The 24,379-nt window shown below is 38.9% G+C and carries 17 protein-coding genes; 7 read left to right on the top strand and 10 right to left on the bottom strand.

Annotation, left to right across the window (positions count from 1 at the left end):
* The first annotated feature begins 62 nt into the window (after positions 1-62).
* Positions 63-842: a DUF4253 domain-containing protein gene (locus tag MXE38_RS06035; RefSeq protein WP_246913186.1), complete on the top strand. Its 780-nt coding sequence runs from the start codon at positions 63-65 to the stop codon at positions 840-842.
* 117 nt (positions 843-959) lie between these two features.
* Here the strand turns inward: MXE38_RS06035 and MXE38_RS06030 are convergent, their stop codons facing one another.
* A complete protein-coding gene (locus tag MXE38_RS06030; RefSeq protein ID WP_246913183.1) occupies positions 960-2,132 on the bottom strand; it encodes an MFS transporter in 1,173 nt (390 codons plus the stop codon).
* Between the two features lie 780 nt (positions 2,133-2,912).
* Between MXE38_RS06030 and MXE38_RS06025 the strand changes: the two genes are divergently transcribed.
* Entirely contained in the window at positions 2,913-3,797 is an 885-nt protein-coding gene (locus tag MXE38_RS06025) for an aldo/keto reductase (protein ID WP_246913182.1), read from the top strand.
* Positions 3,798-3,846: 49 nt separating this feature from the next.
* Here MXE38_RS06025 and MXE38_RS06020 read toward each other — a convergent pair whose 3' ends face one another.
* Positions 3,847-5,433, bottom strand: a complete 1,587-nt coding sequence (locus tag MXE38_RS06020; protein ID WP_246913181.1) for a methyltransferase domain-containing protein — start codon at positions 5,431-5,433, stop codon at positions 3,847-3,849.
* Positions 5,434-6,146: 713 nt separating this feature from the next.
* On the opposite strand from MXE38_RS06020, the gene MXE38_RS06015 reads away from it, so the two are divergent.
* Together MXE38_RS06015 and MXE38_RS06010 are read left to right on the top strand one after the other, a co-directional pair.
* A complete protein-coding gene (locus MXE38_RS06015; protein ID WP_246913180.1) occupies positions 6,147-8,138 on the top strand; it encodes a DUF4277 domain-containing protein in 1,992 nt (663 codons plus the stop codon).
* Positions 8,139-8,332: 194 nt separating this feature from the next.
* The gene (locus MXE38_RS06010) at positions 8,333-9,058 is read left to right on the top strand and encodes a GntR family transcriptional regulator (RefSeq protein WP_348647361.1); all 726 of its coding nucleotides are present in this window, start codon (positions 8,333-8,335) and stop codon (positions 9,056-9,058) included.
* Positions 9,059-9,216: 158 nt separating this feature from the next.
* Here the strand turns inward: MXE38_RS06010 and yfbR are convergent, their stop codons facing one another.
* The 3 genes from yfbR to MXE38_RS05995 all read right to left on the bottom strand — a co-directional run bounded on the left by yfbR (position 9,217) and on the right by MXE38_RS05995 (position 12,793).
* Positions 9,217-9,879, bottom strand: coding sequence for a 5'-deoxynucleotidase (yfbR, locus tag MXE38_RS06005; RefSeq protein ID WP_246913177.1), 663 nt, complete (start codon positions 9,877-9,879; stop codon positions 9,217-9,219).
* Between the two features lie 844 nt (positions 9,880-10,723).
* Positions 10,724-11,905: a prephenate dehydratase gene (pheA, locus tag MXE38_RS06000; RefSeq protein ID WP_246913175.1), complete on the bottom strand. Its 1,182-nt coding sequence runs from the start codon at positions 11,903-11,905 to the stop codon at positions 10,724-10,726.
* Between the two features lie 144 nt (positions 11,906-12,049).
* Positions 12,050-12,793: a Bax inhibitor-1/YccA family protein gene (locus MXE38_RS05995; protein ID WP_246913173.1), complete on the bottom strand. Its 744-nt coding sequence runs from the start codon at positions 12,791-12,793 to the stop codon at positions 12,050-12,052.
* 525 nt (positions 12,794-13,318) lie between these two features.
* On the opposite strand from MXE38_RS05995, the gene MXE38_RS05990 reads away from it, so the two are divergent.
* The 3 genes from MXE38_RS05990 (at position 13,319) to ung (ending at position 17,008) form a co-directional block, all read left to right on the top strand.
* Positions 13,319-14,275, top strand: a complete 957-nt coding sequence (locus tag MXE38_RS05990) for a sugar kinase (protein WP_246913171.1) — start codon at positions 13,319-13,321, stop codon at positions 14,273-14,275.
* A 207-nt stretch (positions 14,276-14,482) separates the two neighbouring features.
* The gene (gene eda, locus MXE38_RS05985) at positions 14,483-15,457 is read left to right on the top strand and encodes a bifunctional 4-hydroxy-2-oxoglutarate aldolase/2-dehydro-3-deoxy-phosphogluconate aldolase (RefSeq protein ID WP_246913169.1); all 975 of its coding nucleotides are present in this window, start codon (positions 14,483-14,485) and stop codon (positions 15,455-15,457) included.
* An 855-nt stretch (positions 15,458-16,312) separates the two neighbouring features.
* On the top strand, positions 16,313-17,008 hold the full coding sequence (gene ung, locus MXE38_RS05980; RefSeq protein ID WP_246913167.1) for a uracil-DNA glycosylase: 696 nt from the start codon (positions 16,313-16,315) through the stop codon (positions 17,006-17,008).
* 162 nt (positions 17,009-17,170) lie between these two features.
* Here the strand turns inward: ung and MXE38_RS05975 are convergent, their stop codons facing one another.
* The 5 genes from MXE38_RS05975 to MXE38_RS05955 all read right to left on the bottom strand — a co-directional run bounded on the left by MXE38_RS05975 (position 17,171) and on the right by MXE38_RS05955 (position 23,390).
* Positions 17,171-18,325 carry a hypothetical protein gene (locus MXE38_RS05975; RefSeq protein WP_246913166.1) on the bottom strand — a complete coding sequence of 385 codons (1,155 nt, stop codon included), beginning with the start codon at positions 18,323-18,325 and terminating at the stop codon, positions 17,171-17,173.
* 33 nt (positions 18,326-18,358) lie between these two features.
* The gene (gene pseF, locus MXE38_RS05970; protein WP_246913162.1) at positions 18,359-19,096 is read right to left on the bottom strand and encodes a pseudaminic acid cytidylyltransferase; all 738 of its coding nucleotides are present in this window, start codon (positions 19,094-19,096) and stop codon (positions 18,359-18,361) included.
* 70 nt (positions 19,097-19,166) lie between these two features.
* Positions 19,167-20,327: a UDP-4-amino-4,6-dideoxy-N-acetyl-beta-L-altrosamine transaminase gene (gene pseC, locus MXE38_RS05965; protein WP_246913160.1), complete on the bottom strand. Its 1,161-nt coding sequence runs from the start codon at positions 20,325-20,327 to the stop codon at positions 19,167-19,169.
* 186 nt (positions 20,328-20,513) lie between these two features.
* Positions 20,514-21,542 carry a UDP-N-acetylglucosamine 4,6-dehydratase (inverting) gene (pseB, locus tag MXE38_RS05960; RefSeq protein WP_246913158.1) on the bottom strand — a complete coding sequence of 343 codons (1,029 nt, stop codon included), beginning with the start codon at positions 21,540-21,542 and terminating at the stop codon, positions 20,514-20,516.
* A gap of 291 nt (positions 21,543-21,833) precedes the next feature.
* The gene (locus MXE38_RS05955) at positions 21,834-23,390 is read right to left on the bottom strand and encodes a sigma-54 dependent transcriptional regulator (protein ID WP_246913156.1); all 1,557 of its coding nucleotides are present in this window, start codon (positions 23,388-23,390) and stop codon (positions 21,834-21,836) included.
* Positions 23,391-24,379: the final 989 nt, after the last annotated feature.

Below are 24,379 nucleotides of genomic sequence, written 5' to 3'. Positions count from 1 at the left end.
TAATATGATTAAATAGTGTAATTTTTTATTTTAGAGCCCAGTCTTAGATGAGGAGGGAAAACATGTCAGAACCAACCACAGCTATAGTAAGCTCAGTAGTAAACTTTCTGAATTGCCCATGTACCTATTTTGCTCCTATGATTGATGATCAGCCTTTAGTAGAGGCTTATCAAAAAGCATGGCAAGAGAGCAAGGATCTGGGTGGTTTTATTCCAGTTTTTGTTATCCCTTCTGAAACTTTGCTAGAGACTCTAGTCATGAACTCTGATGAGAGCAATGAAGGGGAGTTCTATGACTTTGATAGCGACTGTGTCGATGAATATCGCAAGGCTATGATTGAGATTGATAGCTCTCATGGTGCTACAGCTTTGGGCGATTTAATCAATATTACTCAAGAGGTCTTAGCTGATCCTGGAGTTTTTGAGGATATGATTAACGAGCAAGGTGGTACAGTTGAGCCTCATGATCGTCTCTTTACTTGGTGGGACTATGAAACCAATATGACCCATCACTTAATCTTGGCTAAGATTCCTGTTGAGCATGCCTATGAGATTTTTGCCTACTTACCAATGGGCGGCTGGAATGCTTGTCCAAGTAATGAAGCTCTGATTGCTATTTCTCGCTTATGGGAAGAGAAATATGGAGCTGTGCCTGCGGTAGTAAGTGGTGATTCTTTAGAGTATCAGCTTGAGAGTCCAGTAGATGAAAGTGAAGCTAAGGACTTAGCTATTAAACAATATGCATTTTGTCCATCTTTAATTGAAGAGAGTGATGGTATTACTATCTCATCTCACGCTCAGGCTCTAACCAAATCTACAGTATGGTATTTCTGGTGGGATTAGGGATCTAAGCTTTACTACAAGCAACTCTTACAAAGTACAAAGGGCTATTATCTTGTTGATAATAGCCCTTTGTATTGGCTCATTTTATGAGCCCTTGTTATAGCCCTTAGTATTTTGCTATTTAACGCGAGGTGGCTTTTTAACAAAGAATAAGAAAATCACGCCAATGGCGGAAATTACTAATCCTACTTGATAAATGATGACATAAGAGCCACTTTCTGCTAAGGAAATCAGACCACCACCAGCAATTTGTCCTGCTGTGGAGGAATTAATATAAAGTGAGGTTGCTTGTCCTGGAATGCTTGGTAGTAGCTCTTGGAAGAACACCATACCCATAGAGGCAACAAAGGCAATAAATAAAGCTGCAAAGAATGTGCTAGCGAGCATTTGACCAGCAGTAGAGGAATAAAGAAAAGCAATTAAGAACACAGGCATGCCAATAGCGCCAATAATAACTACTGGTTTTAGGCCAATAGCCTTAGACATACGAGCAGCTAAAAACATTAGAGGAATTTCAATAAAAGCAGCTAAACCTAAAATGTATCCTGGCAAGCTCTCACTCATATGAAGCTCTTGGGATACGTATAAAGGCATGGTAGTGATATAAGCGGAAAAGGCAGTAAATAAGAAGGCATTCGAAAAGCACAGCATCATTACTGAGCGATCTTTCCACCATTGGATATGGTTATCCTTATTGGTAATACTCTTATCTAAAACATTTGGCAAAAAGAAAAATGAGACAATGCACACTAGAGCAAACATAGCGGCAGTAACAATAAATAAGGTCTCAAAATTAACACCAATAGCAAGAGCATAAGCCATTGGAGGGCCTACTACCCAAGAGAGGGAGGCAAGAGATCTTAAGAAGGTGGCAAACATAATAGAGCCACCCATGTATTTAACTGAGTACTCTCGAGCTGAGGCAAAGATCTGTGGGAAAGATACAGGATAAGAGCCTAAGCAAATTAAGCCAATAGTACAAAGTACTATATAGCTTGGGTAAGAATAGAGAATAATAGAGCTTAAAATACCAAAGATAGCAGAAATACAAATAATAGAAGGTCGCTGCAAGCCCATATCAGAAAACTTAGCTACGGTTTGCACAATGACAATAGTGGCAATAGGTAGCAAGATAAAGAAAATGGAAATTTGCAGAGGACTGAAATTTAATTTGGTATTAAAAAAGAGAGATAAAACAGGGTTAAAAAGAGAACTTGCAGCCGACACTAAAAGACACATAGCAATATAGGTTGCAGTATTGCCTCTCTTATTGGCACCAAGAGTTTGCATAAAAACCTCGAGACATAAAAAGGTCTTGAGCTGTTAATAGCAGGCGCAGATCAAGGCGCTTGTATTCACTACAATCGCAAAACAGCTATCAAAGCAAAACAAAAATACAATCAGAGCTTAGGAATTAATTAGTATCCACTGGTAAATCTTGTGTAATTTGCCAGTCGATTAAACACAGCCAAGCTAGTTGCAATCGTTAGCAACTATACTGGCGCTCACATCAGTGCTCATTATCGCTAATTTTGGGTTAGTTGTGCTAAGGTCAGGTCAAAAAAATTTACCCCATGGTTAATCTAAGAAAGTATTTGTTTAATTAGTTTTAGTTGGTAATTATTAAGGGGCGGGCGCTGGTAATTTATTAAACATATCATTTGAGGTCTCTTTACAACATTTTTTGCAGAAAAAATCAGTCATAGCGCACAGCTTTGAAAAACTATATTGCGCAAACGTTGTGCTTGTCATATTCTTACAATTAACTTGTAGTTCTCAGTTCATAATTAAAGAGCTGGTGCTCTCTTGCCAAGAGTTGTATTGAAAGTACTAAGTTTAGTTTTGGTGCTTAATAAGCTTTTAGGCAAAATAGTACTAGTCATTGTGGCGTAAGATTTAAATAGCCTCTTTTCAGGCTATAGTGTGGTTTTTCAGCATAAAGCGCATTAATAGAGCGCTTAGATTTTAAAGATTTGCTCTTTGATCGTAGTGATCTCTATTGGGCCATCCTAGATATAATCTTGCAGAATAAGGTTTAGCTATTGCTAAGAATTTAAGGATTTTGTAAGGATGACTATTGAAATAAGAGCCGAGGCTAAAGCAAAAGCTTTAGAAATTTGTAAGGCTGGTTTTAAGCTTTCCTCTGGTCATAATATTCCTGCTATTGGTTTTGGTACCTGGGCATTAACTCCTGGTACTGATACTGTAGAGGCAGTTAAGTGTGCCCTACAAAGTGGTTATCGTTTAATCGATGGTGCAGCCTTTTATGGCAATGAGATCAGTGTAGGTCAGGCTTTAGCTCAATCAGGAGTTCCAAGAGAAGAGCTCTTTATTACTTCTAAGGTGTGGATTGATAGTTTGGGTTATCAAAAAACTATTGATGCCTTTATGAAGTCACTGCGTGAGTTAAATTTAGAGTACTTAGATCTTTATTTAATTCACTGGCCAGCTAGTCCTTATAAGCATCCTAATTGGGAGCGCTTGAATTTAGAAACTTGGCAAGCCATGATCAAGCTCTATCAAGACGGATATATTCGTACTATTGGTGTTTCTAATTTTAAAGAGTTGCATTTAGGTGCTCTGATGGAGACTCAAGTACAGCCAATGGTAAACCAAATTGAAATTCACCCTGGCTACTCACAGCGCAAGCTCATTAAGTTCTGCCAAGATAACAATATAGTAGTTGAAGGCTGGAGTCCTTTTGGTCGTGGTACTGTGCTAAGTAACAATGTAGTTAATGACTTGGCGAAAAAGTATCAGCGTACCCCTGCGCAAATTTGCTTACGCTTTGCTCGTCAATTAGGAGTTATTCCTATTCCTAAGTCTGCTTCTATGGATCGTATGAGCGCTAATTTAGATATCTTTGATTTTTCAATCAGTAACGAAGATATGCTCACTCTTTACTCTTTAGATACCACTAAGGTGGGATTCTCTGGAGAAGATCCTGATTTATAATCAGCATAAAAAAATACCCAAAGAATAATCTTTGGGTATTTTTTCCTATTTAAGCAATGCGCTTGAGGCGAGCCATATAGAAGCCATCAAAACCAGAAGATGGCATAATGGATTGCTCCTCTTCTAACTCAAAGCAATCACCATGCTTTTGTAAGAAGGCTTTAACCTGCTCTTGGTTTTCACTAGGTAAGATAGAACAAGTTGAGTAAACCACCTTACCGCCAACCTTAGCCATCTTGCTATAGCGCTCAAGGATATCAGCTTGAATTTGCTTTAACTCGACCAATCTTTGCTGCATATCAGACCACTTAGAGTCAGCAGTACGGCGTAGTACGCCTAAACCAGAGCAAGGAGCATCGATTAAGACACGGTCTGCCTCACCATAGAGACGCTTAACGACCTTGGTAGAATCAATGGCACGAGTGTCGATATTAAAAGCACCAGCTCTTTTAGCTCTCTTCTTAAGATCCTCAAGCTTCCATGCCTCAATATCCATAGCAATTAAGGTGCCTTTACCTTGCATTAAAGCAGCTAAGTGTAAGGTCTTACCACCAGAGCCAGCGCAAGCATCAACTACACGCATACCTGGTTCTACTTGTAAGAATGGGGCAATCAATTGTGAGCCAGCGTCCTGCTGCTCAAATAAACCATCCTTAAAAGCAACAGTACGAAATAAAGCGGCATTAGAGGTCACCTCTAAAGCAGTATTCACGCCCTTAACAGCCTTAGTAACAACACCCTCTTGAGACAAGGTGCTAGCCAAGTCATCACGGTTGGTCTTTAAGGTGTTAACACGAATAAATCGAGGTGCTGCCTCACCTAAAGCCTTACGCTCAGCAGGCCATTGCTCTTTGAGCTCACGAGAGCACAACTCTTCTAACCAGTAAGGGCAGCCTTCATTTAGTAGAGGATGCTCTTGGGCAGCAGCAATACGCTTTTTAAGACCAGTACGGTCAAAGCCCTCGGCATTGAGCTCAGGTAGAGGCCATTGCTCATTGGCATAATAAGAAAGAATCAAGCGATTAACATGACGCTCAAAGTCAGATGGACGCTTTAATCCTGCTACGTGAGCAAAATAGGATAAGCGGCGGAACATAGCGTTGATGTGGCGAATGATAAAGCCTTGCTCTACAGCAGGGATCTTAACCTTGCTAAACCAAAGAGCATAAGACTTATCCAAAGGCTTCTTGTCCACTAAGGTAGAGGTCAAGATGCTTTGTACTAGACGCAATTGGAAAGTGGTAAAGCCAGGTTGATTTCTTGGCTTTTCTGGCACAATTTCCTTACGCTTAGGCATGCCTGCACGCATATTACGAGCACCATTGCTCTCAGAGCTATGGCCCTCACGACGCTTAGAAAAGCGAGAGTTACGCTCTTGGTCACGAGAGCGATTCATATCACGAGAGTGATCGTTGCTATGTGATTGGTCATGATCAACAAAACCATGATGGCTTTCATTACCAACTTTCTGACCGTCACGAAATACCCCACGGCTGCGTGGCTCTGCTTTAGAGCCTTTAGCGCCTTTAAAAGGGCCTTTGGCTGGGCGTTCAGACTTGTTAAAGTTTGCGGCGCGTGACTTGTCGCTAAATGAAGAGCGCTTTACACGCTTAGAAGTACTGGCATCAAATGGCATAGTAAATCGTAAAATCCTGACTAAAACAAAAAGAAGAACGCACTAAGGGGCATTCTTATTAAAAACAAAAATTGTTAACCTAGCTCTAGTTAATAGCTATTGATGAACTAAAGAAAATGGGCTTTAGTGAACGCATGATGCAAATGACTAGGTTGTAAGCCTTGAGATTTGTTAGTTGAGCTGGGCTAAGACTGGGGGTTGCTTGGAAAACCAAAACAATAGGTAATTATATCATGAAAAACAGGGCTCAAACGCTAATTATGAGGTCGATCACACTTTGTTGTCTTGGACGCTTAAGAACGCACTTTTGGCTACAGTACTTCATTGTTTAACAAAAATGTGTTGATATGATTAATATATGGCGCATAAATGTGCAATCTTACTAAGCTTATTGCGAAAATTAGTTAATTGTCGATGAGAAAGCAAATTTTTAGCGATAATAAAGGCTACTAGAATATTTATCCCTTAAAACACTTTTCTTTATGATGAAAAGCTCACAAATTAATAGGGATACTCTTACCTAACTAAGTTTAGTAAGTTAGATTTAATATATTGTTGTTTTAACTTTTTAACAGTCATTGATAATCCATTTTTTGCTTATTATTTAAAAATTCGATTAATATTAGCTTACTGCAGTAATGTTGCATAGGATCCATTTTAAAGTATGATGCAACTCTTTACTTAAAAATTAACCTTAATCCGAGTTTAAATTTATGTCCCTTGATAACACTAATTCATGTGAGCAAAACAATCTGTCAAATGAGCTAGAAGCTATTATCAATTTAAATGCATCAAGATGCTCTAAAGAAGCAGAGCATATTGGCGGATTTCCTTTGTTTTCGGGATTTATTAAAAAATTTGAACTTGTTGAATTATTTGATAAACATATGGAAAAGGGCGGTAACCATCATAAGGTTGGTCATGGTCATTTGCTTGGTTATATGTCATCTTCCATCTTTTCTGGTAGTTATAAATCATTAATCAAGGTAGATGAATGCGTTGGTTCAGTACCCTTAGAGGCTATCTTTGACAATGTAGATCAGATTGATACTGATGGCATTAACAGGCAGAACTTTGCATTATCCTTAGAGGCTCTAGGCCAAAAAGGTCCAGAGGTATATAACGATCTTGCAATGTCTGTTATGAAAGATCTTGGTGTCCCTGTTTCAACTGTTCATCTCGATTCAACAGCTAGAGGTATGTACCATGAAGCATATCCATCAGATCATAGTAAACAGCAGTCTGAAGATGAGAGTAGTACCAAAAACATTAATTCACTTGATGTTAGCAATATTGATAATGCTGCAAGTGAATCCGAGATTGGTAATAAGCAAACTTCACCTTTAGATGAAGTTAAGGACGATGAGGAGCAAGTACGTGTAAAGATTGCTGTGCCTATGTACGGCAAATCTAAAGATGGCCGTCAGCTAGCTCAAGTTATGACTTATGGATTAACTGCTCAGGAATGTAACATTCCATTGAGATTTGAGCTTAAGGATGGAAACACAAGCGATTATGCTCATTTTCCTGAGTTTGCTCGTGAGGCACTTGCTAATCTCCAACAAAATCTTAATAATCAGCTTAGATATGTTGTGTCCGATAGTGCTGGTTATAGTCCGAAAATGGCTCATGTTGCAAAGAGCAATGACATGGATTTGATTACTAGAATACCAGATTCATACAATGCCGCTAAAACTGCTTTAACTCAAGCAGAGCCATTAACTCCAATCTACTCTGAGGAAGAGTGGAATAATGGTATTTCTGGTATTGGTACTGTTAAAAAGGAAATACCTTCTGGTCGTTTCTTGCACAATCTGCCACCATTGGAGTATCAAGAAGAAGATCAAACTTTTGTCTATCCACAGCTTGGATTACTTGTTTACAATCCATCTTTAAAGCATCAAAAAGAAAGGACTATTCTAAAGAAGGCAAGAAAGGAACAGAAGAAAGTTACCGATATGCTATCTCGTAACTTTAACTGTTTACCTGATGCAATTAAACACTTAGAAAAGGTGAAGAAGAGTTTAAAGTTCACCAAGCTTGAGATTAATGAAGGCTATACTGATGAGATAGTTAATGCTCCATATACTGTAAAGCCTAAGGGTAGACCATGCAAAGATCTTTCTAAGTATCAAGAGAAGATCGTTACTAAGGATATGTTCTTTTTTCCTCTACATGTAGAGATTGATAATGATATTGTATCAGCCACTATCGAGAGTGAATGTAAGTTTGTCATTACCACTACTGATGTCTCTCGCAACTGGACAATGGCTGAGCTTTTTGAAATGTATCGCCACAACAATTTGATTGAACAAACATGGAGACTTACTAAAAGTAAAACCCTGTTTGTTAATGCTATATATCTAAAGAAGCCTGAGCGAATTTGTGGTCTTTTATGGCTCATCAATATTTGCGTTCTTGCCTATGCCTATATCCAGTTTAAGTTAAGGCAAGAGGCAGCTATAGATCCTCAATTTAAAGTGCCTTCTCGTGCGAAAAATATTCCTGAAAACCCAATTACAACAGAGTCTGTTCTTTACTATATGGCAGAGGTTAAGCCTATTACTTTGATTTATTCAGATGATGGCATTGCCTCTTTGCATAACCTTACGCCATTTACTTATCAAGTCCTATTATGCCTTGGTATAGAATGGCTTACGATAGTTAAAGCCTCTAGGTATGATAGGACTGTAAATAATTGCTGATAAATGGATTACCAATGACTGTTTTAAGGGCTGTGCTGGGCCTTTATTAAAGTTTAGGCAAAAGATAGCTATAATGTTGCTTTTGCTAAAAAAATTGGTTGTGCCAATTACATATTATTTAATTGAGAGCTTGCTTGGCTGATGAGCCAAATATAAGGAGCGCAGGTTCTTAGTTGGTAGGTTATTTTCTTTGAATGTTGATTAACGGGGGGCTTATGTCAGAATCCTTGCGACAAGATGCAGTAACGAGTGAAATAGTTACTTACATGAGACGCATGATAAGTTCTGGCAAGTGGCCAGTAGGTAGTAAAATACCTTCTGAAAACCAGCTGCGTACTAGACTTAACGTTTCACGTACTTCTTTACGTAGTGCTATTATGCAGTTAGCAGCCTTGAATGTGCTTAAGGCTAAACAAGGTATTGGTACTTTTGTTATTTCTGCACTCCATGATGAGGCTATCTTTGAAGAGACTGGCAAGAATATGGCAGTCAAAAAAGAGATTGTGCAGATTTTAGAATTTTTAAAGATTGTGGCACCAACAGCTATTTTCTTAGAGATTAAAAAGTTTAATAAGTGTTTTAAAGGATTAGAGCGTCAGCTTAATCATGCTGTTGAGGCTCAAAGATCTTTAGCTTATACCGATCAAGCTGCTTTCTTACAATCTTGTTTTGAATTTCATATTGTGATTTTCAATTCTATTGTGAATGAGTTTGTAAGAAACTCAGTAGTAGAGGCTATTTCTAGACTACAAACCTCGGTTGCTGCCTTACAGCCAACTATTTCATCTCAGGTTATTTTAACCTTGCATACCAAGTTAATTAGCGCCATTGTAGATGAAGATGCTAAGCGTGCTTGTAGCGTTTTAAAGAAGTTATACACTTACTTAACAGCTCATGATTACTTGCGTAACCTTAGCTAACAGCTAAGAAAAAGCTCCTAAAATAGGAGCTTTTTTCTTGCCCATCACCAGATGATCGGGCCAACCAAAGTTAACTCTTAATCACTGCTTGCTTGCTCGCTTTGGTCACACTTCTGGCCCAGCTTTCCTTGCTGGCCTAGCGAGCCGCCCAGCTGGCTCTACTTACTATGCTGGCCCTGCTGAGACTGGTGGGCTTGATGGTTCTCACGGTCAATGCCTGCCAGCTTGTCTGCTGGTGTCCAGCATAAAGGTACAAATACCTCCATAAAGTACTTAACCTCTGGTAGCCGTTCACAATACTTATCTAACACGATATCTAGCCCTTCTTTGACATGAGTAAACTCCTGATTAGAAAAGCGTAACTCATCATTAGCTTTGATATAGGCAGAAATACAGTCAGCAGCTTTAACCAAATCTTTAAGCTCAGGATCGGTATTATCCTGTATTACTAAGTGCTCAAAATCAGCTTGCAGTTCTTTAGGTAAAGTGTTGAGGCATTCTACTTCAGCCTGATGCTCAATTAACTTATATTGGCGGGTAAACTCAGGATCAAGATACTTGGTCTTACTGTTAAGGTCTTGAAGTTTACTTTCTGAGACCTCATGGTACAAAGCCAAGACTGCTGCTTGGTTAGCATCAACATGGCCATTAAAGAGGCGATTCTTAATGATGCATAGCATATGAGCAATAACTGCTGTTTGATGGCTATGTTCAGAGACGTTTTCCTCACGAAAACTATACATTAAAGCCCAACGCTTAATTAAAGACATTCTTACAATCCAGGCTAAGAAAGTAGATTCTTTATTGTCTTGGTAATCCATATTGACCTCCCTGCCAGTAGACTTATGAGAAATAAGCTATAGCATTAAATAAACGTATAATAATTATTATATTTATCACCAAACACAACCAAACACAAGACATTTAATATAATTTTTATAGCTAACTCCAAAAAACTCTAAGCATAAACCTAACCCAAGGCCAGCCACTAAACAAGATAAATATCAGCTTTTAGTATTGAAAAGACTTTAACCGACAATTTCCCATTGGCTAAATTAGATTCGTCCCAGTCAATGTCAGCTCAAACTTTTAGTCAAAAAGTTATCCAGCCTTAAGCACAAAAAAAGCAGTACTCCCTGCAAGCATCCACACCGTGCACTAATCTTTATAAGCCCTTAAAGTGCCCCAATGGCTCAGCACCAGCTCAGTCTTAGCTCGAATGGACTGGCGCTAGCGCTATCGCTCTGGCTCTGGTGCTGGCTACTAGTGCTCAGGCTATTAGTCTCAGTTCAGCCTTAGCCTCCGCTACAGGCTCATGCAGGGATGGTATAGCTAAAACAAAGACACAGGTTAAAGTCAGATCTCACTTTGGTGGGTTGTTTGTAAACAAGAGAGGGCAGAGTAGGGCAAGGTATGGCAAGGTATGCCTTATTTTGGCTTAAAGAAGGGAGGCTTGGCCTTACTTAGTGGGGTTTAAGGCGCATTACTTTTAGCGCAAGTGATCGCTCTCGGGTAAGTGCGGCTAAACTAGATTACTAAGCTACTAAGCTACTAAGCTAGGGGAAAACTAGCTTAGTAGCTTGGTTGGTAGGGCCTCATGGCTATTGACTGTTAGGTAATTGCCATGAGGTTGGGTAGTGTATGGGTGGATGCTTGGTACTAGGGCTACAAGTTGTGCTCTTGGGAGAGATAGCAGCCTAAGATCTTAAGGTTGGTGGTGTGCTCTTTAATGCGCAGGAGAATATCTTGCATGAGAGGGTCATTGAGGTTGGCCTCGACATCAGCAAAGAAAATTTCTTCCCAGGCATCACGATTCTTGGCCTCTAAAGGACGTGAGTAGAGCTTGGTAACATTAATTTTGCTTTGACTAAATTCATTTAGTACAGCGATTAAAGAGCCTGGAGTATATTTCTTGGTGCTAAAGAGAATAGAGGTCTTAGCAGACATAGTCTTAGGAATATCAACAGGGATCTTGGATAAAACAATAAAACGAGTGAAGTTGTTTTTATTATTGGCAATATCACTGACTAAGGAGTGTAAGTCATAGTAACGAGCAGCATGCTTAGAGCCTAGGGCAATAGCACTATCGTCTTTTAACTTGGTTACTATATCCATAGCCTCAGATGAGGAGTTGGTATAGATAATCTGAGCATGGCCTAAGAACTCTTTAATAAACTTAGAGCACTGGGCTACTGGCTGAGGGTGAGAGTAAATGGTCTTAATCTTACTAAAATCAATAGACTCATTTTCAGCATTAGGAGCAGGCATGGTAGATAAGATAGAGTGATCAATAGGGTAGAAAATTTCACCAACTATTGAGGCATCCATGCTTTGCATGGTATCTACTGCTTCATTAATGGAGCCTGAATTAGAGTTTTCAATAGGCAAAACGCCATACTCACAGGTGCCGTCCTCAACACAAGCAACAATTTCGTCAAAAGAACTGCATGAAGTTTCACTTAGACGATCTTCATAGTGCTCAAAATAACGATGGGTGGCTAAGTGAGAGTAAGTTCCTTTGGTTCCCAAATAAGCAACTGATGTTGAGCGCTTAAATTCTTTGCCATTAATTTTATCGACAATATAGCTCTGCTCATAGGAAACAGTATGAGCCATGATCTTTTCATAGATCTCACGAACCATAGCAGGAGAAATGCCGTTGGCAATAGCCTTGTCCATGAGGGTTCTAATCTTTTGTGCCTCACGTCTTTTATCAACAATACCTTGATCATGATGTAACTTATAAATGGCTACATCACGGGCTACTTCTTGGCGAGCCTGTAATAATTGCATGATCTTGTTGTCAATATCATCAATTGCGTCTCGGCAGTCGAGCAAGTCGCGCATGATCTCTCCTTTTTTGATGGCCAAAAACAAAAAAAGCGATTTGGTTAATAAATACCAAATCGCTCTAATAATAAAAAACTTACATCAATAAAACAATCAAAGCACAAATTTGGCTAAATTTGAGGCAATATGCTCATTTTTGGCCTATTCACGCTTGGATAATAATCTTAAGATCTCAATGTATAACCAGCAAATGGTTACTAATAATGAGAAGGCGCAATAGAACTCAAAGTACTTTGGTAAGCCTTCATTTACTGATTGCTCAATCATGTCAAAATCAAGTACTAAGTTTAAAGCTGCAATAGTACATACGATTAAAGACACAGCAATGGAAAGAGCACCAGAGCTTGGTAATAAAGTAATACCAAATAAATGGAAGACAAAGTTTAAAAGGTAAAGGATAGCAACACCAGCAGTTGCGCCTACCACAATGCTACGGAAACGAGCAGTTGGAACAATTAACTTAAACTTCCATAAAGCTAACATGCTCATTACTACTACGAAAGTAGAGATAACAGCAGTAGCTACAATACCAGGGTACTTAAGCTCAAAAGTAGCACTGATACAGCCTAAAGCTACACCTTCGCAAACAGCATAAGCTGGAGCGGTAAAAGGTGAGGCTTGTGGTTTAAAAATGGTAATAACCGCAACGATTAAAGATACGATTACTGAACCATAGAGTAAAAATGTAGGTACCTTGCCAGTTGTGAAAATCTGGTTAAAGCAATACATCATGCTAAAGTAACCAACCACAAAAGTGATAGCTACTAATAAGATGGATTTGGTAGTAGCGCCAGATAAAGTAGCAACCTCACCTAAGCCACCAAAATTAAGCTCACCAGACGCAGCACGATCAAGTACACCCATTGCTGGATTTGACGATGCCATAAAAAACTCCTTAAAAAATTGGTAATTCTTGGGCAATTTTAGCAAAAAACAAGAAAAATATGGTGATTTGGGGATAATTATTGTCTCATTGCAAACATAGGAATGGATTAGCTAGTTTAAGTTATTAATATCATATTGTTAGTAAGTTTTTCTTAATAGGACAGGGGTGAGAGAAAAGATAGCTACACCTTGAGCAAATAATGTGCAATTTAGATAATTTTCTATTTTGTGAACTAAGTATAGTTTAGCTTACATACTAGTTTACAAGTTCCCAGACCTGCATTAATATGCTATTTATTTGAGCAAATTATAAGGTTAGTAGAGCTTAAATTATCGGCTATACTAAGCTTTTTAAGCTTATTTCCTGTAGTGCTATTCATTCATCAGGATCTCATAATAAGACTGGGCTATGCTCTAAAGAGTAAGAGCTCTTAAAGCTAACAAGTTAAAGTTTTGAGAGAAGAGCACCTCGATTGCTTTAGAAGGCTAGCAATTTAGATTAAAAGTAATTTTAGGAGTTATTAAATGGCAAAGGGCTTATTATTAGTTGGCGAGCCAATGGGTATGTTGATCGCTCAAAGCGAAGGCTCATTAGATAGTGTGTCTGGATATTCTTTAGCAGTTGCTGGTGCTGAGTTTAATGTTGCTACAGGCGCAGCTCGTTTAGGCCATTATGTTTCTTATGTTACTAAGTTAGGAAACGATCCTTTTGGTAAGTTGATTGCCCGTACTTTACGCAATAATAAGATTGATGATAACAACGTCTTATATAGCGATGAAAAAACTACTGGCTTTATGCTCAAGAGCAAAGTTAGCAAGGGCGATCCAGAAATTTTCTATTTTAGAAAGGGCTCTGCTGCTTCTACTTTAAATGCAGACGATATCGAAAAGATTGATTTCTCTAAGTTCAGCCATATCCACTTAACAGGTATTTTCCCAGCTTTAACCGACGATACTCGTAGCGCTGTATTAGCTTTAATTAAAAAAGCTAAGGATCAGGGTTTATTTATTTCCTTTGATCCTAACTTACGTCCTCAATTATGGCCATCTCAGGAAGTAATGGTTAAGACTCTTAATGAGTATGCTACTTATGCTGACTTAGTCTTACCTGGCTGTGGCGAGGGTAAGATTTTATGTAACACCGAAGACCCAAGCAAGATTAATGATTTTTACATGAATCTTGGCGCTAAGATGGTAGTTACTAAGTTAGGCCCTGATGGTGCTTTAGTACGTGATGGTGATAAGGAGTATACCGTTCCTGGCTTTATCATTGATAAGGTAGTTGACACTGTAGGTGCAGGTGACGGCTTTGCTTGTGGCGTAATTACTGGTCTTATGGAAGATCTTCCTTTACAAAGCGCTGTTGAGCGTGCTTGTGCTATTGGTGCTATTCAGTGTACTTTTGCTGGTGATAATGAGGGTTTACCAACTCCAGAGTTATTAAAGCAATTTATGGATAGCCATAAGCGTGTTGCTTTGTAAAAGTGTAAGAAAAACACAAATTTTCTTGATTTTGTGATAATGTTACCAGTATCACAAGCCTAAAATGCCTTTAGTGCTATATTTAGCATGTTGTATGAGTTAACATAGAATGTGCTAATGAGTGTGTTTAGCCCAATTTCATTTAAAGGCACAAATTTTAAAATTTGCCTGTGTGGTTAACAGGTTTAAGTTTTCAGAGGATTTCTTATGTCTGACATTTTTGAGCGTATTGGCGAGTACGGTATTGTTCCTCTTGTAACTCTAGATGATCCAAATGATGCTGTTCCATTAGCTCGTGCTTTAGTAGAGGGTGGTATTCCTATTGCTGAGGTTACCTTCCGTACCGCTGCTGGTGGTGAGTCCATCAAGCGCATGGCTAAAGAAGTACCTGAAATTATCGTAGGTTCTGGTACCGTACATACTGTAGACCAGGCCAAAGAGACTGTAGATAATGGCGGTAAGTTTGTTATTACCCCAGGCTTCAATGCTAAAGTTGTTGAGTGGTGCGTCAACAACAATGTTCCAGTTTGCCCAGGTACTGTAGTTCCTTCAGACATTGAAGAAGCAATGAACTACGGCTTAAAGGTCGTAAAGTTCTTCCCAGCTGAGGCTTATGGCGGTGTTAATACTATTAAGAATTTAGCCGCTCCATTTAGCGGCATTAAGTTTGTTCCAACTGGTGGTGTTGGCTTACATAATCTCCGTGACTACTTAGATCTTCCTAACGTAGCTGCTGTTGGCGGTAGCTTTGTTCCTCCTGCTAAGATGGTAAAGGAAAAGGATTGGGAAGGCATTGTTAAGACCTGTAAGGAAATTAACAACAAGGTATTTGATTTCACCGTAGGTCACGTAGGTATTAATGCTAATACTGCGGACAATGCTACTAAGGTAACTGATCGTATTGCTGAGCTCTTTGAGAGCGATAAGCGTGAGACTCCAATTGCTTTCTTTAGCGGCAATTTAGTTGAGGTAATGAAGGTTCCATTTGTTGGTACTCATGGCCACATCTGTGTTGATACTTGCGACCTCAAGCGTGCAATGGCTATGTTAGAGCGCAAGGGTGTAGAGTTCGACGAGGAGAACCGCTTCTTTGATGCTAAGGGCAATTTAATCACTGCCTACATGAAGGAAGAAATTGGCGGCTTTGCTTTCCATATCCGTCAGCGCCCAAAGGCTAAGTAATTTTCAAAATTCTTACTGTTTAGTTTAATTAGTTTTTAAGCCCTCATTATGAGGGCTTTTTTATTGCCGCTCTTACCAGCCCCGCTTCAAACTATGGACTATGGGCTTTGCCCATAGCCCATAGCCCATAGCTTGAAGCCAATATCCCTGGGCCATGAGCAATTGACTAAAGGCCAATGGCTAATGGCAACTTTAGTAACTAAAGAGGAGGAAAAAATTGGGGTATACCCAACTCCAACTCCAACGACAACAAGACTCTCTCTTATGATCAGCATGAGCTAATAAAACTAGCTTTGCAATAATATAATTTGCCCCCCACAAGTTAAAAAAATAAATAAGCCTTGAACCCTTGATGGATAAGGCTTTATCAAGATTTCAACTCCTAAACACAACTTCAAAGGCATATAGCTAATACTATGGCAATAATATGGGTGACCCCCCACAAGTTTAAAAAAATAATAAGCCTTAAAGCCTTGATGGATAAGGCTTTATTGCGATTTCAACTCCTAAACACTACTTCAAAGGCATATAGCTAATACTATGGTAATAATATGGGTGACCCCCCACAAGTTTAAAAAAATAATAAGCCTTAAACCCTTGATGGATAAGGCTTTATCGAGGTTCTAGCTCCTAAACACTACTTCAAAGGCATATAGCTAATACTATGGCCAAAGTCGCCTATCTATGTAAATCATCAAGAGTGAGAGTAAAGAGCCATTATTTTGCTATTTGATAGTTAAGCATAAGCCTTGAGTAGGAGGAGGCTGGTTCCTTTTTAGATGGAGGATAGGGTAGGGGTATGCTAGAATTTTTTAGTGTTAGTTAGTTCCTTTTTTGATGATTAGGGGTAGAGGCATGGATTCTTTAGTATGTAAAGATTGGCATGATTTGCTTGGGCCATTAAAAAGTGAGCCTTATTTTATTAATGCCATGGCTCGTTACGATCAAGATTTAGCTGCTGGTATTACTTGCTATCCACCACGTAATGAGATTTTTAATGCTTTTAGATTGACTGAGTTTAAAAATCTAAAAGTAGTAATTATTGGCCAGGATCCTTATCATCAGCCTGGTCAGGCTATGGGTTTGGCTTTTTCTGTAAAACCAGGTATTAAAACCCCGCCATCATTAGTAAACATGTATAAAGAGTTACAAAATGATATTCCTGGCTTTGTGATTCCTAATCATGGTTGTTTAACCCATTGGGCTGAGCAGGGTGTGCTAATGCTCAATAGTATTTTGACTGTACAAGATAGCAAGCCACTATCTCATAGTAAAAATGGCTGGGATGAATTTACTACTAAAGTCATAGAGCAAATTAATAACAATAGCTCACACTTGGTTTATATGTTGTGGGGCTCTAAAGCCAAAGCTAAATGTAAGATGGTGGATAGAGTTAACAACTTAGTATTAGAAGCGGCACATCCTAGTCCTTTATCAGCCTATAACGGCTTTTTTGGCTGCCGTCACTTCTCTAAAGCTAATGAATATTTAGTGGCCATGGGTAAAGCGCCAATTGATTGGAACTTGCCAAGTGTTGTTAGTTATCCATAAGGCTTAAGCCGTAAGCTGTAAGCCTTACGGCTTAAGGTGAAAGGCGAAAGGTCAAAGTCAAAAGCATTGGGTTTTGAGCCTTAGCCTTGAGCATTGGAACTTAGCCTTGAGGGGGGCAAGATAGGAAGTTTTGCGCTCTTAAAGAGGCAAAACTTCTTATGATTAAGCTAAGAGTGAGAGCATCTTAGCGACAATGCGGTTTAAGCCTTGGCCATCATAGATAGCTTGGCAGTTTTTAGTGTAGGTGTCTGCCTGCTCGGTGAGGGTAGTTAAAGCCTTAGTAACGCATTTACCATTATGAAGCTCATCTAAAGTTAAGCTTAGTCCTATTTGCAGGTGCTTTACTATTTCCTGAGCTCCTGCTTGATTATCAGCAATCTCTACTCCTATTGTAGGAATAGCAGCTGCAATACGCTCACGGAACATACCTCCATAAGCGCCTATAGCTAGGTCAAAACGATAGAGCAGGTCAGCAACATCATTGCAATGGCTAATTAGTTTAATACGCTTTTGGGTATCTGCTGGTAGGTCTGACAATAACTTATTGATAAGGTCAAAGTCTTTATTGGCTGCACCTAGTAAAAAGTAAAAGTCATAATGTTGGTATAGCTGCTCACTAACTACGGCTTTAAAGGTCAACAAGCAAGCACCAGCAGGGTCAGCACCACCAAAGTTAACTAAAACCTTAGGTAAGGTTAAGGATGTAGGATTGTGCGCTTGCTTGATATCTTTGTGCTGAGCCTTGGATGCGAGCGCTATGGCGCGGGCGCTAAAGGGCAGCTGATGGCATAAACATGAGCAAGTGCTTTGATGGTCAAAGTCAAAATATTGAGGGTAAAAACACTCTTTAGTTAAAGAGTATTGTGAGCCTAGTAATAACTCACAATCTTGAGGGCAAAGTTTTTGATATTCTTGCTCTTTAGTAAAGAGTGTTTGGTCTAAGAGCATGTGGCATTGATGTTCTCTATTAGCCAAATCATCAATAACAAAAATTTTGCTATAAGGATAAAGCTCGCTCTCAAAACTTTTATCAATAGCATAATCATCAATAATAAAGAGATCAGCTATAGACTGCCCTTGAGCAAGCTTATCTTTAAGATGGCTTAAAATATCTTCTTTAGTCTCAAAAGTTACAATATCATCATAATCAGAGCATAAAGGCTTTAAGACAGGGGCAAAGTTATAAACGTAAAGGGTCAGGTGTGCATGCTCTTTTAGTTTAGGTAAGAGTGATTTAATGCGCATTAAATGGCCTGTACCAATTTGCTCATTTGCTCTTAAAATAACGCCAATCTGTATAAGATTAGATTTATTCATAACTAAGTTCCAACCAAAGTAAGACTTACTAATTTAGTCTAGCTTAAGCTCATTGACTGCTTTAGCTAAAACTAAGGCATATTCCCAATCCTCTGGAGTATCAATATCGATAACTCGATGACGAGGCATTTCATATAAACGAGTAACAAACTTACTGTCATCAACTTGCTTGCGATCATCAGGGCTTAAGCCATCAAATTCAGTGTAGGCAATAGACTTAAAGTAGAATTGTCCTGCATCTTGGTAGGCTTTAGGTAAGTCCTGGGAGCGCATAGGGATGCACTCTGGCATTACAGGAGTAGGCTTATTTGCCTCATCTAAAAAGAAGCTACGCTGGAAAGGAAAAGGTAGTTCGCAACCTGAGAACAAGTAATCGACATGGTCTTTAACAAACATCTCGTAAGCTTTAACCAAATGCTCAGGGGTTAAAAGAGGGGCGGTAGCATAAATAGTACAAGTTCCATCGTACTCGTGACCTAGATCTTTCATTTTATGGTAGGCATCGCAAGCTACTGCTCCAGTACCTGTAAAGTCATTAGAGAGCACAGCATCACGCATAAAAGGAACTTGAGCTCCTAATTCCTGAGCCACCTTAGCAATTTCAGGGTCATCAGTAGATACGATAATGTCTTCAAAAATGCCTGCCTTTTGAGCACTCTCAATGGAGTAAGCAATTAGTGGTCTACCTAAAAAGTCTTTAATGTTCTTATGCAAAATACGCTTGGAGCCACCACGAGCTGGGATAACGGCTAGCAATTTAGGTTTGTTCATTTGAATACTCTTTACCAGAGATAAACCCCACAGCACTAAAGCCATGGGGTTAAAGTAATATTGTTTAAAACTATGCTTGCTGCTCAAGCTTATCTAAGGCTGCGGCAATCATGCTTCCTACCATACTTTGATCAATACGATTGATCTTAGTATGAAGCGGAATAGTTAAAGTATGGGCGTAGAAATACTCAGCACCATCAAGATGCTGTGGGTATTTGAGATTTTGATAGTATGGCTGGCGATAAATAGGAATATAGTGAATTTGTGCACCAACACCCTTTTGTCTTAAGGTGTTATATAAATAATCACGGTGCTCTACTTGAATTTGGTAGAGGTGCCAGGAGCTCTCAAAGCCTTCAACATCAGCTACAGGCAAAGTCATAAGAGACTTATCTAAGATGTCCTCATAGTCTTTAGCTAATTGACGGCGCTTTTGAATAAAGCGATCAAGCTTAGCCATTTGGGATACACCTAAAGCTGCTTGAAGGTCAGACATACGATAGTTATAGCCCAAAGCAATTTGCTCATAATAGTAGGCTGGCATATCTTTATTTTGCATCAGCGCAGTATCATGAGTAATGCCATGAGCGTGTAAGAGCCTAATTTTTGAGGCTAGCTGTTCATTATCAGTAAGACAAGCACCACCTTCTGCTGTGGTAATAATCTTAACAGGGTGGAAAGAAAAGACTACGACATCAGAATAAATGGTCTTACCAATTAAATTACCCTCATAAGTAGCGCCTAAGGCATGAGAGGCATCTTCTACTAGGTAAAAGCCATATTCTTTTTTGAGCTTATTAAGAGCAGCTAAATCACATGGGCGACCAGAAAGATGAACTGCTACTACAGCCTTTGGAAGCGGGAGGTTATTGTCTCTGGCTTCTTTTAGCATGGTAGCTAGCTTTGCTACATCTAAATTACCAGTATGTGCATCAACATCGATAAAACGTACAGTAGCACCACAATAACGGGCACAATTGGCTGAGGCTACAAAGCTAATAGCGCTAACCCATACCTCATCTTGAGGGCCAACTTCCATGGCCATCATACATAAATGTAATGCGGCAGTAGCGTTTGAAGTGGCAATAGCGTAGTTAGAGTCAGTATAGGCGCAAAGACATTCTTCAAATTCAGCAACTTTAGGCCCGCAAGTTAAAAAGTCAGAGCGTAAAACTTGCTCTACTGCCTTAATATCATCTTCTTCAATGCATTGAGTGCTATAAGGAATCATTAAGCTTATCCTTTTAGTAGGGCCCAAGTATTAGTAATTGGGTTTGACTAATACTAGGCTGATGACAATCTTCCCTATAATCAGGGCTATGAGTTTTAATAATAGGGATCTTATGTTTATCTGCATGAAAAAAGGGGGCTAACAATACTTTAATGATTGCTGCCCCCCGCAGAAATTTAATTTAAATTAAACGTGCTTATTAAGTTCAACAAGCTCTTCTACAGTTAGGTAGTGAGGATTGTTGAAAGAGTTGTATTCAAAGTTTGGCTCTACTAACTTACCTTTCTCGCCTAAAGCTGTAGTGGTAAAGTCAGCATCAATATTAGAGAACACAATAGAAGGCTTGAGAATAAAGAAGTTATCAAACTCAATAGTATGTTGGAAATCATCACGTGGGCACATTACCTCGTGAATCTTCTCGCCAGGACGAATACCAATAATGTTCTGCTTAGCATTTGGTGCCATAGCGGTAGCTAAGTCCACAATACGAATGGATGGAATCTTAGGAACAAATACTTCACCGCCATGCATACGTACTAAGTTGTTTAATACGAATTGTACGCCCTGCTCTAAGGTGATCCAGAAACGGGTCATATTCTCGTCGGTGATTGGTAATTCAGTAGCACCGTTGTTAATGAGGTTTCTAAAGAAAGGAACTACAGAACCACGAGAACCAGCTACGTTGCCATAACGTACTACAGAGAAACGTAAGTTACGATCGCCAACTAAGTTGTTACCAGCTACGAAAATCTTATCGGAGCATAACTTGGTAGCACCATAAAGGTTGATTGGGTTAGCGGCCTTATCAGTAGAAAGGGCAATTACACGCTGAACGTTGGTGTATAAAGAGGCCTCAATAATATTCTCAGCGCCATTAATATTGGTTTTAATACACTCCATTGGGTTGTATTCAGCAGCTGGAACTTGCTTAATAGCAGCAGCGTGAATAACAATATCTACGCCACGGAATGCTAAATAAAGACGCTCTTTGTCGCGTACATCGCCAATGAAGAAACGTAAGCGGCTCTCGTTTTTGAACATTTGCTGCATTTCAAATTGCTTGAGCTCATCACGAGAGTAAACAATGACTTTTTTAACAGGATAACGTTCTAATACAGTACGGATAAACTTCTTACCAAAAGAACCAGTACCGCCTGTTACTAAAATAGTCTTGTCTTTTAAAAACTCAGTAATTTTGGATTCAATATCTGACATCTTACGTCCTACCAAAAAAACGATGCACATTAGTGCAAGTAAATTAAACTTTCAGCACTTAACACTAATTATTAATATGAAGAGAGCTATAGATCTTTATCTAAAGTTTAATGCTCTCCTCTATATAACTATTTGGTATTTAATGCTTGGTGCCTGCTAATAAAAGAAGAGCTAGGCCAATTTAAAACATAAAGGACAATAGAGCTTTGTCCTTTATGTTTTAAACGTCTTAATTTTTAAAGCCTTTAGCTTTAGATAAAAATATTATGCCTCAACCTAGCAAGTGATTGGCTATTGCTGGGAGGATAGACCATACTTTTTCATCTTTTCGATGAGAGTAGTACGTCTTAGTCCTAAAGTTTCAGCAGCTTTAGCAACAACACTATTAGTTTGCTCTAAAGCTTGTTTGATCATGGAAATCTCAATATCAGTGATCATGCTCTTGAGATTAATGCCCTCAGGGCTTAAGCGTGGAACGAAAGCTTGAGACATTTCATCTTCATCACGGATAACTGGCAGATCTGGTAATTCCTTGCGCTTAGGCTTATTTGGAACACCAAAAGCTGATGGATCGCCTGAGGTTAAGGTCTCATCAAGATCCATATCAAAGTTATCGTCGACAGTATCAAAGTCCTCAGTGCAGGTAAAGGCCTCAAGTAATGCCTCACGCTCAGCAATTGGATCATTATCTACGGCATCACCACGATACTTAGCTGGTAAATCTGAGGTGTCAACTACCTCATTAGGATGCAAAATTAAGAGACGCTCTACTAGGTTAGAGAGTTCACGTACATTACCCTTCCATTCATTTTGCATTAAGGTAAGCATTGCTCTTTGGGTAAAGCGAATGGTGGTATGTTGCTCTTTGCCATGACGGTTAACCAATTCTTGAATTAAGATTGGAATATCATCAATACGCTCTCTAAGTGGTGGTGTCTCAATTGGGAATACATTTAAGCGATAGAACAAGTCCTCACGGAACTTATTCTCAGCTACCATGGTTTCAAGATTTTGGTGGGTAGCAGCAATTACACGTACATTGGCATTAATAATCTTATTAGAGCCAACACGGGTAAAAGTACGCTCTTGTAGCACACGGAGCAACTTTACTTGCATTTGAAATGGCATATCGCCAATTTCATCTAAAAAGAGAGTGCCGCCCTCGGCAAGCTCAAAACGACCTTCACGAGAGGCAAATGCTCCAGTAAATGCGCCTTTTTCATGACCAAAGAGCTCAGACTCAAGGAGCTCTCCTGGAATAGCACCACAGTTTACAGGTACAAAAGGTCTCTTGGAGCGATTAGATAAATCATGAATAGCACGAGCTACTACTTCTTTACCAGTACCTGACTCACCTAGAATCAATACATTGGCATCAGTAGGGGCAACTTGCTCAATTAAACGGCGTACCAAACAAATAGCATCACCACGGCCTACTAGGCGCTTGATTAAAGCTCCTCGCTTGCCATCAGTACGTCCAGAGAGACGACTCATGGTTTTAAATGACTGGCTATAGTGCAATAGCTGCACTAATTCATCATAACTAGGCTCTTTAGATAGACGGCCTATGTAGTTGGCATCTTCTTTACCTGATGGAATAAATTCATCATCACAGATAATAAAGGCAGTACGAGGATACTTTGGTAAAACTTTAGCAATAGTATCCTTATGATCGAGATCGCCTAAAATACATGCATCAATTTGATCAGAAGAGGAATCTAAATAAGAGAGACAATCTTCAACTTCGCCTGTTTGAGTAGCTGCTCCTAAGAAAGTAAAAATAGTTTCTAGAGCTTGGCGTTTATCTTGATCGTGCTCAATAATCAGAACATTTCCAGAAAACTGCATATTCCCGCCTTATTAATATGGTTCATAACAAGCTATGACCATTTAAGCTAAGCCTAAGGGACGAAACCTAGCCATTATGCGCATTTGATTAGTTAAATTAGACTTAGGGCCTAAAGTAACTAGATTAAAATACCAAGGTGAAATTAACTCATATATTGCTACTAACAACCATAATCCGAAACAGTTCTCTCCCATGATTGTTTAAATCTGGTTATTAATTGTTTGCTTGGACTTAATAAGCAATATAGGAAGGAAAATGAAATAAGAGACTTATTTTCCAACGTGCTAATGATACGCTTTTTTGGGGTAAATTTGGCAAGATTTTGACGGCCTGTCAAAAAATAAAATACCGAATATATGCTTGTTTTTATTGGTTTTTTAGTAAAAAACACACTTTCTTAAGTCCTTATAAATACATAAAACTGCGATAAATAAAGCAAATTTTAAACAAACAATCTGTCAGTTGCTTATATCTAGGCAAATGGCTTATAAGTGAGAAAAAAAATTTCTAAATTTTTCACAAAATTGTGCAAGATTCCTGATCTGGATCACATGGATGTTTAATTTTGTGTAAATCACAAAATTGTGCATATACCATCTTCAAAAAGCACAAAATTAAATAAACCTCCCATTATACATTTAATTACTAGTCATTTCTAACCAAAACAATCTACATAATCCTTACCACCAAAAAAGCTGACTTAATGCTATTGACGCATATGAAAGTGTTGCTGAACTTCTGTCAAATTTAATATCTATTAAAAGTTAAGCCTTAACTACTAAAAGAGGTATTGTCGATCTTTTGTAAGCTGATAAATAAAGGCTTTGAAGGGTGTTTTGGGGCGTGGCATATAGCTTGCAACACGTACAAAAAAGTCAAAAATTTTTGTCACTAATTTGGCAAAGCTATTTTGTTTGATTTAAAGGTGGCTGTTATCAATTAAAAACTGCATCAGGCAGCTTTTAATTCATAGCAACTACCTAAATGG

Origin of the sequence: Anaerobiospirillum sp. NML120448 (genome assembly GCF_023050945.1) — a bacterium.
Classification (GTDB): Bacteria; Pseudomonadota; Gammaproteobacteria; order Enterobacterales; family Succinivibrionaceae; genus Anaerobiospirillum.
The sequence above is the reverse complement of the archived record's forward strand: the minus strand, read 5'-3'. Positions and strand labels throughout refer to the sequence as shown.

Coding starts and splice junctions, on each gene's coding strand:
- pheA (WP_246913175.1), bottom strand. CDS start 11,905: ATGCGCGACTTGCTCGACTGCCGAGACGCAATTGATGATATTGACAAC.
- pseF (WP_246913162.1), bottom strand. CDS start 19,096: ATGAACAAACCTAAATTGCTAGCCGTTATCCCAGCTCGTGGTGGCTCC.
- MXE38_RS06025 (WP_246913182.1), top strand. CDS start 2,913: ATGACTATTGAAATAAGAGCCGAGGCTAAAGCAAAAGCTTTAGAAATT.
- eda (WP_246913169.1), top strand. CDS start 14,483: ATGTCTGACATTTTTGAGCGTATTGGCGAGTACGGTATTGTTCCTCTT.
- MXE38_RS06030 (WP_246913183.1), bottom strand. CDS start 2,132: ATGCAAACTCTTGGTGCCAATAAGAGAGGCAATACTGCAACCTATATT.
- MXE38_RS05990 (WP_246913171.1), top strand. CDS start 13,319: ATGGCAAAGGGCTTATTATTAGTTGGCGAGCCAATGGGTATGTTGATC.
- MXE38_RS05955 (WP_246913156.1), bottom strand. CDS start 23,390: ATGCAGTTTTCTGGAAATGTTCTGATTATTGAGCACGATCAAGATAAA.
- ung (WP_246913167.1), top strand. CDS start 16,313: ATGGATTCTTTAGTATGTAAAGATTGGCATGATTTGCTTGGGCCATTA.
- yfbR (WP_246913177.1), bottom strand. CDS start 9,879: ATGGATTACCAAGACAATAAAGAATCTACTTTCTTAGCCTGGATTGTA.
- pseB (WP_246913158.1), bottom strand. CDS start 21,542: ATGTCAGATATTGAATCCAAAATTACTGAGTTTTTAAAAGACAAGACT.
- MXE38_RS06015 (WP_246913180.1), top strand. CDS start 6,147: ATGTCCCTTGATAACACTAATTCATGTGAGCAAAACAATCTGTCAAAT.
- MXE38_RS06035 (WP_246913186.1), top strand. CDS start 63: ATGTCAGAACCAACCACAGCTATAGTAAGCTCAGTAGTAAACTTTCTG.
- pseC (WP_246913160.1), bottom strand. CDS start 20,327: ATGATTCCTTATAGCACTCAATGCATTGAAGAAGATGATATTAAGGCA.
- MXE38_RS06020 (WP_246913181.1), bottom strand. CDS start 5,433: ATGCCATTTGATGCCAGTACTTCTAAGCGTGTAAAGCGCTCTTCATTT.
- MXE38_RS05995 (WP_246913173.1), bottom strand. CDS start 12,793: ATGGCATCGTCAAATCCAGCAATGGGTGTACTTGATCGTGCTGCGTCT.
- MXE38_RS06010 (WP_348647361.1), top strand. CDS start 8,333: ATGTTGATTAACGGGGGGCTTATGTCAGAATCCTTGCGACAAGATGCA.
- MXE38_RS05975 (WP_246913166.1), bottom strand. CDS start 18,325: ATGAATAAATCTAATCTTATACAGATTGGCGTTATTTTAAGAGCAAAT.